13 protein-coding genes and 1 other RNA gene are annotated in these 15,566 nt (G+C 44.4%); 9 read left to right on the top strand and 5 right to left on the bottom strand.

Translation table 11 applies throughout. From position 1 onward, the window contains the following. The first annotated feature begins 2 nt into the window (after window positions 1–2). From IM450_RS02155 to IM450_RS02165, 3 genes are all read left to right on the top strand, one after another. The gene (locus tag IM450_RS02155) at window positions 3–245 is read left to right on the top strand and encodes a hypothetical protein (RefSeq protein ID WP_002795543.1); all 243 of its coding nucleotides are present in this window, start codon (window positions 3–5) and stop codon (window positions 243–245) included. Between the two features lie 188 nt (window positions 246–433). Then, on the top strand, window positions 434–727 hold the full coding sequence (locus IM450_RS02160; protein ID WP_002801852.1) for a hypothetical protein: 294 nt from the start codon (window positions 434–436) through the stop codon (window positions 725–727). Between the two features lie 79 nt (window positions 728–806). Further along, complete coding sequence (locus IM450_RS02165) at window positions 807–1,877, top strand: WD40 repeat domain-containing protein (RefSeq protein ID WP_287668627.1); 1,071 nt, start codon at window positions 807–809, stop codon at window positions 1,875–1,877. Window positions 1,878–1,893: 16 nt separating this feature from the next. On the opposite strand, the gene rnc is transcribed toward IM450_RS02165, so the two are convergent. Together rnc and rnpB are read right to left on the bottom strand one after the other, a co-directional pair. Beyond that, window positions 1,894–2,598, bottom strand: a complete 705-nt coding sequence (gene rnc / locus IM450_RS02170) for a ribonuclease III (RefSeq protein WP_287668630.1) — start codon at window positions 2,596–2,598, stop codon at window positions 1,894–1,896. Between the two features lie 262 nt (window positions 2,599–2,860). Further along, an RNA gene (gene rnpB / locus IM450_RS02175) (RNase P RNA component class A) lies at window positions 2,861–3,329 on the bottom strand. 416 nt (window positions 3,330–3,745) lie between these two features. On the opposite strand from rnpB, the gene IM450_RS02180 reads away from it, so the two are divergent. Continuing rightward, entirely contained in the window at window positions 3,746–4,573 is an 828-nt protein-coding gene (locus tag IM450_RS02180; protein ID WP_287668633.1) for an alpha/beta fold hydrolase, read from the top strand. Here the strand turns inward: IM450_RS02180 and IM450_RS02185 are convergent. Then, entirely contained in the window at window positions 4,551–5,705 is a 1,155-nt protein-coding gene (locus IM450_RS02185) for a histidine kinase (protein ID WP_287668636.1), read from the bottom strand. The two genes, IM450_RS02180 and IM450_RS02185, sit on opposite strands and share 23 nt — an antisense overlap. Window positions 5,706–5,852: 147 nt before the next feature. On the opposite strand from IM450_RS02185, the gene IM450_RS02190 reads away from it, so the two are divergent. Further along, the gene (locus IM450_RS02190) at window positions 5,853–7,442 is read left to right on the top strand and encodes a glycoside hydrolase family 57 protein (protein WP_002801847.1); all 1,590 of its coding nucleotides are present in this window, start codon (window positions 5,853–5,855) and stop codon (window positions 7,440–7,442) included. A gap of 251 nt (window positions 7,443–7,693) precedes the next feature. Here the strand turns inward: IM450_RS02190 and IM450_RS02195 are convergent, their stop codons facing one another. Further along, window positions 7,694–9,232: a serine/threonine-protein kinase gene (locus IM450_RS02195; protein WP_287668639.1), complete on the bottom strand. Its 1,539-nt coding sequence runs from the start codon at window positions 9,230–9,232 to the stop codon at window positions 7,694–7,696. 1,155 nt (window positions 9,233–10,387) lie between these two features. On the opposite strand from IM450_RS02195, the gene cruF reads away from it, so the two are divergent. Further along, on the top strand, window positions 10,388–11,302 hold the full coding sequence (gene cruF, locus IM450_RS02200; protein ID WP_287668642.1) for a gamma-carotene 1'-hydroxylase CruF: 915 nt from the start codon (window positions 10,388–10,390) through the stop codon (window positions 11,300–11,302). Window position 11,303: 1 nt separating this feature from the next. After that, complete coding sequence (gene cruG / locus IM450_RS02205) at window positions 11,304–12,494, top strand: 2'-O-glycosyltransferase CruG (protein ID WP_287668677.1); 1,191 nt, start codon at window positions 11,304–11,306, stop codon at window positions 12,492–12,494. Between the two features lie 65 nt (window positions 12,495–12,559). On the opposite strand, the gene IM450_RS02210 is transcribed toward cruG, so the two are convergent. Beyond that, window positions 12,560–12,994, bottom strand: coding sequence for a peroxiredoxin (locus IM450_RS02210; protein WP_061431517.1), 435 nt, complete (start codon window positions 12,992–12,994; stop codon window positions 12,560–12,562). A gap of 300 nt (window positions 12,995–13,294) precedes the next feature. Between IM450_RS02210 and IM450_RS02215 the strand changes: the two genes are divergently transcribed. Together IM450_RS02215 and IM450_RS02220 are read left to right on the top strand one after the other, a co-directional pair. Next, a complete protein-coding gene (locus tag IM450_RS02215; RefSeq protein ID WP_287668681.1) occupies window positions 13,295–15,091 on the top strand; it encodes an N-acetylmuramoyl-L-alanine amidase in 1,797 nt (598 codons plus the stop codon). After that, entirely contained in the window at window positions 15,055–15,321 is a 267-nt protein-coding gene (locus IM450_RS02220) for a hypothetical protein (RefSeq protein WP_287668684.1), read from the top strand. The genes IM450_RS02215 and IM450_RS02220 overlap by 37 nt, the downstream gene beginning before the upstream one ends. Window positions 15,322–15,566 lie beyond the last annotated feature (245 nt).

Consider the following 15,566-nt stretch of genomic DNA (forward strand, 5'->3'; position numbering starts at 1 on the left):
AGATGACAATTTATGTCACCCGCGAGGGAGATAAACTGGTGGCCGATTCCCCACTGGAATTGGTAGAAAAATTACAACAATGTCAGGGTAGAATGGCGGAAACAAGACAGGACTTCATGACTCGGATGGCCGCACAGATGGTAGCCAGCCAAGGCGTTACTGTTCCCATCACCGACCCGGAGAATTTTATCGCCGAGCTAATCCACAACGATTTTCTCAGCGTGGTGGACAGTATTGATGGCTAAAAGTCGGACGGGGAATTGGCGGCAAAACTTAGCCCCTAGGGTTCCTAATACTTTACAATACTATTTTTCTTACTGATTACTGTTCACTGATTACTGATTACTGAAAAACCCCCATCACCCGATCAACAACATTTTTCAGGGTGATAGGATAAGCTGGAATTATCGAAACCGTAGAAATAATAGATAAAATGAGTAATCTCCTCTGGCCGCGTTTTCTCAAGAAAGCTTACCGTCAAGAACCAATAACTAGCTTTATCTTTACCGCAGCGGCAGTAGATGTCATCATCGGGGTTCTAGGACAAAGATGGACACTGCTATCTTTAGGGGCAACGATTATGGCGATCGCTATCTTCGCCAGGTGGCAACAGAGCCAAAAAAGCCAGCAAATCAACCAAGAAGAAGCGGCAAGATACTATTTACCGCCCCAATCGGGTCAAGTAGCTTTACCAACCCTGAAAAACGAAAAAAATCGACCTTCTTAGCTCAAAAATCTGACCTTGCTTGGCAGTCAATCCCCTCAAAGGCTAGAATCTATAGCACCGTTAATATTCAACTAAATTTATGAAATTCCGATTTATAGGTGGGGAGAAACTTGTCGGGGCAATTGTGGTCACTGTCTTAACCACGCTGACAATCGGAGAACATCAGCTTAGTCAGGCCCAAAGTCCCATTGCACCCCCTAAACCCGCAGCTGAAAGTGGCCAAAAAACCCCAGAAACTATCCTAGTAGAAGGTTTAGGCAGACTTACCCTCGCTAAAACCTTAGAAGGGCAACAATCCACCCCTAATGCTCTGATTTTCAGCCCCGATAACCAATTGGTTCTCGCTGGTGGTAGTGATACGGATCCTCTCCTGAGAATTTGGTCGGTAAAAACGGGGCAAAAAGTTTCCCAAACTCGCGCCCAAAGGACCAGCGTCAAAGCTTTAGCCATTAGTCCCAACGAAAGATTATTAGTTAGTAGCGGTTTAGATGGTTCGATTAATTTTTGGAATCTGGTGGAAGGCAAGTATTTAGGAGTTTCCCTCGAACACGGTAATACTGTCCTCGCCCTCACCGTTACTCCCGATGGTAAAACGTTAATTAGTGGTGGTTTGGAAGGAATTCGCCTCTGGACAGTGCAACCCCCCCGCCGTCCCCTCTATCGTTTAAATTGGGTGGGTAATTTTGTTTATTCCCTAGGGGTGAAATCCGATGGTTTCACCCTTGCCAGTGGTCATGAAAACGGTGAGGTAAATTTTTGGGACATCCGCGAGGGCAAATTTCTGTCGAAATTTTCCGCCCATCCCCAAGCGGTTAGCAAGCTTTTATACACTCCCGACGGTAAAAATTTAATTACGGGTAGTTTAGACCGCACGATTAAAATCTGGGATACGAGCAATAATAAGTTATTATTTACTCTCATCGGTCATACGGCCCGAATTCGCTCCCTGGCACTCCATCCTAACGGACAAATTCTCGCTAGTGCCAGTAATGACGGTGTGCGTTTATGGGATGTGACGACGGGTAAACAGTTAGCTTGGTTTGATAATAATTCCGACTGGGTGGAATCCCTAGCTTTTAGTCCCGATGGGCAGTATTTGGCTAGTGGTAATTATGATTTTAAAATTCGCCTCTGGCAATTCGTTCGTTAGGCAAAAATGCCCGCATTTAGCCTTTAACCACTTCTAGAAAAGCTGATTTAGCCGCTGCCTGTTCCGCCGCTTTTTTGCTTCTGCCAGTTCCCACTCCTAATTTCTGCTCATTTAACCACACTTCCGCACAAAAACGTTCTTGATCTAAGCCATTGATTTCTTTTACTAAATATTGCGGCAGTTTTTTGTATGTTGCTTGTGTCCACTCCTGCAAGGCATCCTTATAATTCTGTCGGGCCGGATCTCGACGAATTTCGGCCGCTTTTTCCCGCAGTGGCTCATCTAACCAAGAACGCACTAAAATCATTGTCTGTGTACTAAGATATAATGCTCCCAAGACCGCCTCAAAAGCGTCTGCTAGTCGCGAAATTCTCCCCGCTTGATCGATACTCGTACTACTTGATACCAACAAATAACGCTCGAAACCGTAGCGATCCGCAAATTCCGCCAGAGTGCGATCGCTAACCATCATCGATCGCAGCGCAGCAAATTCTCCCACTAGGGCCTCCGGATAGGTTTCTAACAATACCTCCGCCGCCACGAGTCTTACCACAGAATCGCCCACAAATTCCAATTGTTCATAATTCTTATCACGGGAAACACTGGGATGAGTTAGGGCCAAATCTAATAAATCCCATCTGACGGGGACATCAGCCGATAAACCCAGCTTTTCCACTAGGGTTTTTAATTGTTTTTGGCGACGCGGATCACTTAAGGACATGGGAGCGGGGAGCAGGGGTGTGGGGTGTAGGGTGTGGGGTGTAGGGTGTAGGGTGTAGGGTGTGGGGTGTGGGGTGTGGGGAGAATAAATAAAAGCAATCTCCTATCTCCTGAATACTGAATACTGACTCCTGATAACTGATAACTGATAACTGATAAGTACCTAAGCAAAATTAATTACACATTTCGATAAAGCTTTTGCCTCTTGCCTATTGCCTCTTGCCTGTCTTCACTAGGAAATTTATTTTGCATGACTACTTAAAGGAGAGAGTCAGACATAAGCCGAATTCTGTATTTCCCAACAGCAGTAAAATTGCTTTTACCTTTGTTGGAATAGAGGTTATCTATCTGGGATAATTGTCACCAATTACCTCAAGCGGTTCCTAAGAACGGGACAGGAAAAAGACCAACCTTTGTCCCTCCACCTTGCTCCCCACCGGGGTTTACCGAGCCAGTACCTCTCGATACTACTGGTGCGCTCTTACCGCACCTTTGCACCCTTACCCCCAATCAGTTATCAGTTATCAGTTATCAGTGGAAAGTTATCAGTAAATTTACTTTCGTTACTGATTACTGTTTACTGATTACTGAAAAAAGGGGGCGGTATTTTTCTGTGGCACTATCCTCACGCTCACGCGCACTGGACGTTATCCAGCAAGTGTGGTCTTTCGGGAGTTCGGACTTTCCTCGGAATCATTGATCAAATGATCCCGCAACCTCTAGACCAACTCTCTCCCATTCTCTAGTATGACTTACCAGAGACTCGATCACCCATATATCCCAGTCAATAATCAGTGATCAGTAAACAGTGAACAGTGAAAAGACAGCAGGAAACTGCTATTTAGGGTTTGCGGCAAAAAGTTTTTCGTGGGGGTAGGGTGTGGGGTGTGGGGTGTGGGGTGTAGGGTGTAGGGTTTTACCCGTTTTCAGAGGGTCAATTACCTAATTTTCGCGGAAAAAGTACCTGAATTTTCCCCCCGAACACTCCAAGTGCTGGCACTTTTTGAGGGGAAAAAAGTCTAAAAGTCTTACCCAACAAGGTTTTTAGATTTATTCAGCAAACACTATTTAATACTGCTCGCTTAATATATACTGCTCACTTAAAACTCAAATCTGATAACTGATAACTGATAACTGATAACTGCTCAATGTCGATCGCTCTAAACGTTAACATTAAAGGTAATGGCTATCCGATTCTCTGTCTGCACGGTCATCCCGGTTCGGCAGGTAGTATGTCTGTATTTACCGATCATTTTTGCCAACGTTGGCAAACCCTGGCCCCGGATCTGCGCGGCTACGGTAAAAGTCGTTATCGCCTGGATTTTCAGCTAGAAGAACATCTAGAGGATTTAATCGAGCTGCTCGATCGCCAAAAAATCCAGCAATGTTTAATTCTCGGTTGGTCTTTGGGGGGTATAATCGCACTGGAATTAGTATTGCGCCATCCCGATCGCTTTCCTGGTTTAATTCTCGTGGCTTCGGCTGCGCGGCCTTGGGGTAGTCATCCTCCTATCACCACCACGGATCTGATTTTGACGGGGATGGCGGCAATTCTCAATCAGATCAAACCGGGATGGCGTTGGAATATTGATACTTTTGCCCGTCGTTCGCTGTTTCAGTACCTTTTTTCACAACATCAAGCGATATCCTATCAATATCTCGCTCAAGATGCTGTTACCGCCTACTTAGGCACTTCTCCAGCTGCTGATCGCGCTTTAAATCGGGCTTTAAAAAAAAGTTACAATTGTTTAAAATCTCTTGACAGAATCACAATTCCCTGCTTGGTTCTGGCGGGGGCAAATGATCGCCATATTACCAGTGCCTCGAGCCAAGAAACGGCGGCAAAACTGAAACTGTCTCAGTGGAAATGTTACCCGGATACGGCCCATCTGTTCCCCTGGGAAATCCCCGACTTAGTTTTAGGGGACATTGATCATTGGTTGGCGGAGCATTTTAGCGATAAACTGGCAGGGTGAAGTGAAAACTACTGCCGTGGTCGGGGACACTATCCACCCAAATTTGACCGTAGTGGGCGCGAATAATCTTGCGACAGACCGATAAACCGATGCCATAACCTTCTTTACCCTCATCCCGTTTGAGACGCACATGACCCTCAAAAATATGCTCTTGTTTTTCTTCGGGAATGCCGGGGCCGGTATCACTGATGCTCACTTGTACTTTTTGAGTAGTACGATGGAGGACAGAAAGGGTAATTGCGCCGCCGGCGGGGGTATATTTGATGCCATTCTCCAAGAGATTAATAATCACCTGTCGGATTAACTCCTCATCAGCATAGACGGGGGGCAGATCTTGGGGGATATCGCTTTGGAGAATTAAAGTCTTTTCCTGAAAAGTATCGGTAAATTGGGACAAAATTTCCTGACAGAGGGCTTGCAGATAGAATTTACTCTGTTGGAGAGTGAATTGCGCCGCCATGCTCTTAGAAGCTTGCAGAATATCCGTAATCAAACGGTTCATAATCCGGAACTGTTTGCGGGCCTGTTGGTGCAGTTGTTCTCGTAATTGCAGACTGCGCTCAGTATCTGGTTGATGATAGGCTAATTCGAGGGTTTCCACGGCGATGGAAGCGGCGGTAAGAGGACTGCGTAAATCGTGGGCTAACATAGCCAAAATTTGGTCTTTAAATTTTAATTGTTCTAATAATTCTTCCTTTTCCTGTTTGAGACGAAAAACCTCATCGGCGATGCGGATGAGTTCGCCCGAATGTTCCACCTCTTGAAGTTGTGCATCATCAGCGTGATGATTTTTGACCTCCTCTTTAATCGCTTTTTGCCAACGTACCAACCATTTTTTAAACTGTTCCACCAGATTACTGCCCGCGAGGGTATGGCGGGGGCCGGGGGCAATTTTGACCAAGGCGGGGGTAGCTACAAGGCGAAAATGTTCGACTAAATGAGGTTGCTGGCGAATTTCGATGATTTGTAGGTCAATCGGGTAATCAGACTTTAAAGACTGGAGATAGGCCTGAATTTGACGGATAATTTCTTGAGAACTGGGACGGTCATCAACAAACAGCAAAAGTTGAATCGAGAGAGGCGTTGTCGTCTCTCTCCCTAAAGCAGTCAGTGGCTCGTTAGATGGGAGCATCGGAAAATTAGTAAACCTAGGGATTGACGAGATCGATCGACGATCGATCGACTTTTATCATATTCTTTATTGTAGAAGCTTAAGATAGTATAAAATCTACTCAACCTAATCTTAAAGTTTTATTCCTTAATTCTAAGAAGAAATCCTATGGCTTTTGGCTATGTTGCCCTAGTTCTCCACGCGCATCTCCCTTTCGTCCGCCATCCCGAAAGCGATTACGTCCTCGAAGAAGAATGGTTATACGAAGCAATCACAGAAACCTACATCCCTCTGCTGCAAGTTTTTGAAGGTCTCAAGCGGGACGGTATCGATTTTAAAATGACCATGAGCATGACTCCGCCGTTGGTGTCGATGCTGCGGGATCCGTTACTGCAAGAGCGTTATGAAGAACACTTAGGTAAGTTAGAAGAATTAATTGCTAAAGAAATCGACCATAATCAACACAATGGCCATATTCGCTACTTAGCCGAATATTACGCTGAATCCTTCCAAAGTATCCGACAAACTTGGGAAAAATACGATCGAGATCTGGTCAAAGCTTTTAAACAATTCCTTGACAGTAATAACCTAGAAATTATCACTTGTGGTGCGACTCACGGTTATATGCCCCTGATGAAAATGTACCCACAAGCGGTCTGGGCGCAAATTGAGGTGGCCTGTCAACACTACGAAGAAAATTTCGGTCGTCGTCCCAAGGGCATTTGGTTGCCGGAATGTGCCTACTACGAAGGGGTAGAAAGAATGTTAGCCGATGCGGGCATTCGTTACTTCCTCGTCGATGGCCACGGTATTCTCTACGGTCGTCCTCGCCCCCGTTACGGCAGTTACGCGCCCATTTTCACGGAAACCGGGGTGGCTGCTTTCGGTCGTGACCACGAATCTTCTCAACAGGTTTGGTCTTCCCAAGTCGGTTATCCGGGGGATATAGTTTATCGGGAATTCTATAAAGATTTGGGCTGGGAAGCGGAATACGAGTATATTAAGCCCTATATCATGCCCAACGGTCAACGCAAGAATATAGGCATCAAATACCATAAAATTACTAGCCGGGACGGTGGTTTATCGGAAAAAGGGCTTTATGACCCTTACTGGGCCAAAGAAAAAGCCGCCGAACACGCGGGCAATTTTATGTATAATCGCGAGCGGCAAGTGGAGAGTTTAGCGGGAATTATGGGCCGTCCTCCCCTGGTTGTTTCTCCCTACGATGCCGAGTTATTCGGTCACTGGTGGTATGAGGGACCCTGGTTTATTGATTTTCTGTTCCGTAAGTCTTGGTATGACCAAAATATCTACCAAATGACCCATTTAGCCGATTATCTCCGGGCTAACCCGACTCAGCAGGTCTGTCGTCCTTCCCAATCCAGTTGGGGTTATAAGGGTTTCCATGAATACTGGCTGAATGAAACTAACGCTTGGATCTATCCTCACCTACACAAAGGCACGGAACGGATGATTGAATTAAGTCATCACGAAGCGGAGGATGAATTACAGGAACGGGCTTTAAATCAGGCAGCCCGGGAGTTATTATTAGCGCAATCTTCTGACTGGGCCTTTATTATGCGAACCGGTACAATGGTTCCCTATGCTGTCCGGCGCACTCGTTCCCACCTGCTGCGGTTAAATAAAATCTATGAAGATGTGAAATCCGAGAAGATTGACTCTGGTTGGTTGCAAAAAGTCGAGGAAATCGATAATATTTTCCCCAATATTGATTACCGTGTCTATCGACCTCTGTAATCTGGGTGAGTAGATAGGGTTAGCTGAATAAATCTAAAAACCTTGTTGGGTAAGACTTTTAGACTTTTTGTCAATCAAAAAGTACCAGATATGGGAGTGGTCGGGGGGAAAATTCAGGGACTTTTTCCCTGAAAATTAGGTAATTTACCCGATGAAAATGGGTAAAACCCCACACCCCACACCCCACACCCTACACCCTGCCCCTAGGAAAAACTTTTTCAGCAGACCCTAGTTAATGCCTCCCTAATTTTTTAGGGATGCGGGGGTAATTCTGAGGCTAATTTGGCCAGAATTTTGGGTTTAAGTTCCTGGAGTTTGTGTTTTAACATCCGCTTGCTAATTTGTGGGCTGCCAATCTGGGCAAATTGACTATCGGTCAGCCATTGCTGCAAATTTTGGCATTGATTGGCGGGAATATTGGCGGTGATCACATTTTCGCAGATATTGCCGCCTTCGAGGGAGAAAAATAAAATCGAGTATTGACCGGTTTCGCCGAGGGTTTTGGTCATTTTTTGACCCTGGGGGGTTTTTAAGTCCAAATAACAGGGCAACCAGCGCGGCCCCTGTTGACGATGATAGAGGACAGTAATCCAGAGAATCATCGGGTGGGGTGTGGGTAAAAAGAGGAATTGATTATAACGGACACTAGCAACCCGGACGGGGATATCTTCTCGAGCCAACATTACCCATAAACTGGCAAAAATGCCGTCAGCAGCCTTGATACAGCGTGAGAAGACGATTTTTTGGCGCGGTTTATCCTCGGGCCAACTGGACTTGAGACAGATATCCTTCCCATTAGCACCAGAAACACTGGTTCGATCTAAATCATCAAGGGTTTTAGTTTTGCTGGTGTAATCGTCGATTTTTTTGACTATTTCACCGATACGATGCAATTTATTGGGTTGATTATTTTTGACTAGGGGTTCGAGTCGTTCGAGAAGTTGTAGTATATCTGTAACACTTTGCGGTCGATCGCTGGGTGCTTTGGCTAAACAGCGCAGGATTAACTGTTCTAATTCTGGCGGTAATTGCAAGCTAGGATTAAAGGGACGGGGTTCAACGTAGTGGTGAACCTCATACCAACCGCCAAAGGAGGGATTATCGGGAAAAACGGGCGTTTCTCCCGTGATCATCTCGTACATCATAATCCCAAAACTGTAGATATCGGAACGATGATCGAGTTCTTTACCTTCCATCTGTTCTGGGGAACAATAGGCTAAGGTTCCCATAAACGATTGGGTTTGGGATTCTCCCGATTGGATGAGTTTAGCGATGCCAAAATCGAGAATTTTCACCAATTCCCCTAATCCTGAGTCCTGAATCACGATAATATTGCTAGGTTTGATGTCCCGGTGAATAATCGGACACATCTCGCCTTGGAAGATAATACCCTTATGGGCGCATTCGATGCCGAAACAAATCTGACGGGTGAGATGAAAGAAGCGCGGGAGAGGCAGCGGGTGATATTTGATGATTTCTCCTATGCTTTCCCCCTGCAAAAATTCCATGACGTAGAAGGGGACTTCCTTTTCATCTACACCATAATCACGAACTTTAACAATATGAATACTTTTTTCGCCTAAAAGTGCCGAAATAGTCGCCTCTCGCTCGAAACGCTCGCGCATTTTTTTGTTGAGGAGAGTTTGCGAGAGGAATTTCACGGCGACGGTTACGCCACCTAATAGTTTATCTTCTGCTCGATATACTTGTCCCATGGCACCGCTACCGATCAACTCGACCAGTTGGTATCGATTGGCAAGTAAACGCCGATGTCTAGATTCTGCCGACATAGCTAGGCTACCGTTTTAATTATAGTGAGTCTGATGGAGAGAGTTTTTTTAAGAACTGCTGCAATTACTAGGTGATCGAGAGGACTTAATCTTAGAATGCTTTTTTTAGGTTAAAAGCATGATTGTTAACATATATTTTCAGGCATTTTTAGTCATTGCCTCTTGCCTAATTAATTTTTGGGGGTTAAAAAAATGAAAAAACTAAGTTTGACACTCCCGTCGCTAAAAGCGAGGGATTTTTGGTTCATCGAGTCCACTTAAATTAGATGCCTTGCGTTATCCAACCCAGAGGTGGTTCTCACGCTTGCGCGTTACTTTTCGTATGCCCTACGATAGTTGTATTTCTACAAAGTTTGCTTGAATTGAAGTGTTAACTCCAAATACTGCTTTGTCTAGTTCCTGTAAAGATTTTACATCACGAGCGGGTGAGAAACTAGAACTATTGAGTAGAAACCCAGATCTTTGATTTTCAAGGTGCAGATAGCGTAGTGATTAGACTACAGGAGTTTTTAAATCGGTTGATTACCCTATCTGCTCTACTTATATAGTAGCTATTTAGCCTGAGTAGGTCAAGTCCCTTAAAAGAAGAAGTTATTCGAGATTTTGTCAGGAGACTGGACACTTATTTTTAATCGTTCTTCGTGTCACTGAGCCTTTACATTGATCCTTTACATTGAGCCTGTCGAAATGTGTCGAAATGTGGACACTGATCCTGTCGAAGTGCTGTTTTATATTGGTCGGGGTTTCATCTCGTCTCTAAAAGCGAGGGTCTTCGCCCCGACATTTGAGATAAAATCTCCAAATAGACAATTTGATTGATTATTATGACCACTGACTCCTGCCTGCTGATACCAAATCCGTTTTTAATAGTGTGATTAACTCCCAAGTTATCAATTGTTTCTCCCCGCTCCGCTCTCCCCACCTCCCCCCGCAACGCGCACGAAGTGGTCTTCCCTCTCCCTAATTCATAATTCATAATTCCCACTCCCCTATACCTTCTAAACAGGATTTAGTATGACTCCTAAACCACCACTACAGGAAACTCCCTAGCCCCCCTAAAACTTTTTTGCCGAAAGTGACCGATCTGCGTAATAATTCTTTAATAAAGATTTGTAAACTTGAAAATGATTATCCTTTCGCAGTGCTAGAGATTTAATGAGACGACTAATTGCGATCGAAAAAGCTCTGCTCATCGGTCATATTGTATCGATGGCTTTTGGACTAGCCGGATTGTTGCTAGTTCTGCCCCATCCCGAATTTGTGGCCAATTTACCAGATTTTGGCAAAACCTTCTTTGCTTGGTCAATGGCTGGGGGGGGTGTGGTGTATATGGTGTTAGGAATGGCAGCCGTGGCTGTTTATGCCTATCGGACTCTAGGAGTGTGGCACTGGTTAGGATTCATGGTTCCCGCTATCAGTTTATCCCTTTGTAGCGAACTATTAGGAACCAGTACCGGCTTTCCTTTCGGTCATTATCGTTATCTTTCGGGCTTAGGTTACAAAATTGCGGGTTTAGTCCCCTTTACTATCCCCCTATCTTGGTTTTATCTCGGTTTTAGTGCCTATATCATCGCTCGTGTTGGTTTATCCACTCTTGCTATACCCCAATGGCTACAAAATCTAGGATCGATCGCTATCGGGGCGGTATTATTAACTTCCTGGGATTTTGTCCTAGATCCGGCCATGAGTCAAACTACCATACCCTTCTGGATTTGGGAACAACCGGGGGCCTTCTTTGGGATGCCCTATGAAAATTTTGCCGGTTGGTTTGGCACGGGCTGTGTTTTTATGACGGTAGCCACTTTAATTTGGCAAGTGCAACCGGTGAAACTGCCAAGTCAAGATTTAACCCTGCCTTTTGTGATGTATTTGGGTAATTTTGGCTTTGCTACGGTCATGAGTATGGGTGCCGGTATTTATCCGCCGATTTTCTTAGGATTACTCACCGGTATTCTGCCTTTAACACTCCTCTATAATCGCGCCAAGGCTGTTGCTTCCGGGCAAACAGTGCCGACAAGCGAAGTAACAACCCTAAAAATCCCCGTTGTTTCGGTGAGAGGAGCCAAATAAGTTGTTAACTGAGATAATTCTCGGTGCATTCTGCCTGGGGCTACTACTGTCTCAGGCTGTTGCCTTTTTTATCCTTCTTTCCCGTCTGCTAAAAGGGGCGCGTCGTCGTCCTCCCCTGACTCCCCAACCCCCCACCCCGGAGATGTTAGGGACGGTAAGCGTGATTGTGCCGACATTAAACGAAGTGGCCAGGATTGACGGTTGTTTACAGGGATTGAGTCAACAGAGTTACGAAGTGCGAGAAATTCTGATTGTCGATAGCAATTCCCAAGATGGTACGCGGGAAAAAGTCAAGGAGATAGCGGCAAAAGACCCCCGCTTTCGCCTGAAAACCGATGATCCTTTGCCCCCCGATTGGGTAGGTCGTCCCTGGGCGTTACACAATGGTTTTTTGTTTAGTTCTCCTAAAAGTGACTGGATTTTGGGCATTGATGCCGATACCCAACCCCAAGCAAATTTAGTCGCCAGTTTAGTTAAAGCTGCGATCGCAGAAGGTTACGATTTAGTTTCCCTGTCGCCGCAATTTATCCTCTCCTATCCGGGAGAATGGTGGTTACAGCCAGCTTTATTGATGACTTTGCTCTATCGCTTTGATGCGGCCGGAGTGCGCGGGCAAGATCCCCAACGAGTCATGGCCAATGGTCAATGTTTTCTCTGCCGGCGGTCAGTTTTAGCGGCTTTAGACGGTTATAGCGGGGCAAAAGGTTCTTTTTGCGATGATGTCACCCTCGCCCGTCTAGCGGCAACGAAAGGCTATCGGGTGGGATTTCTCGATGGGGCGAAGTTGATTCGCGTGCGAATGTACGAAGGACTTAAGGAAACTTGGCGCGAATGGGGCAGATCCCTTGACCTCAAAGATGCCTCCTATCAGGGGCAATTATGGGGCGATTTAGCTTTATTAGCTCTTACTCAGGGATTACCGATAATTATCACCCCTTTACTGCTCACAGCTTTGATTTTTGGCTACAATTTCCTGAGTTTAAAAATTGTTTTGACTTTAAACCTGCTGCTGTTATTGATTCGTTTTGCCCTTTTATTGGCTGTCTCTCCTAGCTACTATCGGGGCAAAAAAGTCAATCTATCTTCGGGATTATTTTGGCTATCTCCCCTCGCGGATCCGCTGGCAGTTATCCGCATTTTTATCTCTGCTTTTACCCGTCCCCAAAGTTGGCGCGGTCGATTGTATCAGTGAATTGGAAAATAAACATTGGGTGTATTAGGCCCCCCTAACACACCCAGAAAAAATTTTAGGAAAAATTAACCGACCACACAGAGAATATCCGATGCGTGACTAGCGGTATTCACTTTGTCATCCACATGGCTAATTTTGCCTTCTGCATCGATGATATAGGTGACGCGCTTAGAATAGCCACCCCCATCGACATCATAAGCTTTGGTGATAGCACCATCGGTATCTACGAGCAATTGGAATGGTAAACTGTATTTTTCTTTAAATTGTGCATGGGAACCCTGGTCATCCCTGCTCACCCCGAAGACTACTATTTCCTTGTCTTGGTATTGTTCGTAGTTATCCCGGAAGCTTTGCGCTTGCTTGGTGCAGCCGGGGGTATCATCTTTGGGATAGAAGTATAAAACTACGACTTTACCTTGAAAATCCGACAGGGAAACGGTTTTTCCAGTATCGTCGGTGGTGGTAAAGTTCGGTGCGATTGTTCCAACGGTTAAAGCCATAACTCCGATTCCTTTACAAAAGTTAATCTATATTGATGATAAAGGATTAGGGTCAAAAACAGGGTGTGGGAATTATGAATTATGAATTATGAATTATGAATTATGAATTATGAATTAGGGAGATGGGGTGATGGGGTGGTCACTGCGTGCGCGTTGCGGGGGGTGATGGGGAAGTGGGGGTTCGAGCATTTGTACTACTATTTTCCACAGGCAGTTTAAATGCAGTGCAACTGAGAAGACGAACAACAAACCTCCAGAATTTGTCCTAGGATAATATTTGTCAGCTAAGAGGGGGATAATATGGGGCCATTCTGGTTAAAAGTGAGAACTTTTGGGCAAAATATCTTAATCGGTTTAGTTTTAGTGCTATTAATTGGTTTTTATGACAGCATCAGCGCTAAATCTACCTCATTAATGATTGTTTATCCTCCCGATAATCATCAAACCACGGCCTCGAAAATCTTTTTTATTGGTTCTGCTCCTCCATCGGGTCAAGTTTTGCTCAATAATCAACCGATTCAACGCAGTGCTAAAGGATATTTTGCCCCTAGTTTTCCCCTAGAAGTTGGCGAAAATAATTTCACTATTCGCTATCAAAACCAAACTATTAATCGTCAAATAATTCGTCTAGATACTCAAGCAATTATTCCCCAAGAATTAGCTTTTGCTGATAACTCTCTCAGTCCTTCTGTCCATAGGACGAGGTTAGTGGGGGAATGGATTTGTTTTAGTGCGATTGCCACTCCCCAAGCTCAGGTTTCTGTGCAGTTAGGAGATAAAATCTTACCTCTTTTACCCCAAACTCAAACCACAAAACTGCCTAGTAATGCCGCAGTTTTAACTAATCTTAATCAAGCGAATTCCGAGGATAAAACTGGTTACTATCGAGGTTGTCAGCAGTTTAAGCAAGAGGCTAACTTAGGAAAACCTATTTTTACAGCACAATTAAATAATCGCTCGATTAGTCAACAAGGTCAAGGAGAAATTAACATTATTAGCGATCAAAATTTACCAGTGATTGAAATTATAGCGGACCAAGGGGTAGCACGCACGGGGCCGGGTAGTGATTATTCCCGTTTAACTCCTTTACCCCAAGGCACGAAAGCGAGAGTCACCGGGAAAGAAGGGGATTGGTTACGCTTAGATTATGGTGGTTGGATTTTAGAGCGAGAAACCCGTTTAACAGTCAATGAGGTATTGGATAATGCTAATATTCGTGGTCTCTCTTCTCGCAGTATCAATCAAGCAACGGAAATTATTTTCCCCCTCTCCCATCCTGTACCCATCGCCGTGAGACAAGAGGATGATAAATTTATTTTGACTCTTTATAATACCATTGCCCAAACCGATACAATTTTTCTAGTGGATAATCCTTTAGTAAGACGTTTAGATTGGCGACAAATCAACCCGACCACGATAGAATACACTTTTAATCTTAATCAAAAACAACAGTGGGGTTATAGTCTTCGTTACCAGGGGACAAATTTAATCTTAACCCTGCGTCATCCCCCGGAAAAAAGTGATAATTTACAGGGCAAAGTTATTTTATTAGATCCCGGACATGGAGGTAAAGAAACTGGTGCTGTCGGTCCGACGGGTTACACAGAAAAAGAGATTAATTTGCTTATGTCTAAATTAATTAAACAGGAATTAGAAAAATTGGGGGCAACAGTTTATTTAACCAGAGAAACGGACATTGATCTATCCCTACCAGCACGGGTAGAGATGATTAATAATCTACAACCAACCCTAGCACTATCGGTTCACTATAATGCTTTGCCTGATGATGGAGATGCCTTAAATACTCAAGGAATTGGCATATTTTGGTATCATCCCCAAGCAGCGGATCTATCGGTTTTTCTCCACGATTATTTAACCAAAAATCTTAGTCGTCCTTCCTATGGGGTATTTTGGAATAATTTAGCTTTAACTCGTCCCTATAGTAGTCCTTCATTGTTATTAGAGTTAGGATTTATGAGTAATCCTCAAGAATTTGAATGGATTACCGATACTCAGGCACAAAAACAATTAGCGCAAGTTTTAGCCGCCGGAATTAGCCAATGGTTTCAACAATCTGGGGTAATTGCTTCCAGTTAAGATTTAATGGCAATCCGAGGGAGATAAGCTTAAATCTTTGTGAAAAAACAAGCCTTAGCTGGAAAGCCGGTGATAGGATTTTCTGGAGTCTTTATCTTAATCTGAGGAAATTAAATCAAGTTCATGGAAAAAATGTTACCAGTGAACAGCAATCAGACAAAATAACTGCTAGATTACAAGGTATAGTCCATCACTCCCTAGTAGATATTCAAACAGCGATCGCTCTGTGAGAAAAATCTCTGGATTAGCCAACAACTGAAGATAGTTTACCTGAAAATTTCCCAACAATTCACGCTCTTATAGACAACTTGCTCGCAGCCCCCCTTATTAAGGGGGGATTAAGGGGGGATCAAAACCACCTTATTAAGGGGGGATCAAAACCACCTTATTAAGGGGGGATCAAAACCACCTTATTAAGGGGGGATCAAAACCACCTTATTAAGGGGGGATCAAAACCACCTTATTAAGGGGGGAT

The sequence above is a fragment of the Microcystis sp. M083S1 genome, assembly GCF_020246405.1.
Lineage (GTDB): Bacteria > Cyanobacteriota > Cyanobacteriia > Cyanobacteriales > Microcystaceae > Microcystis > Microcystis aeruginosa_C.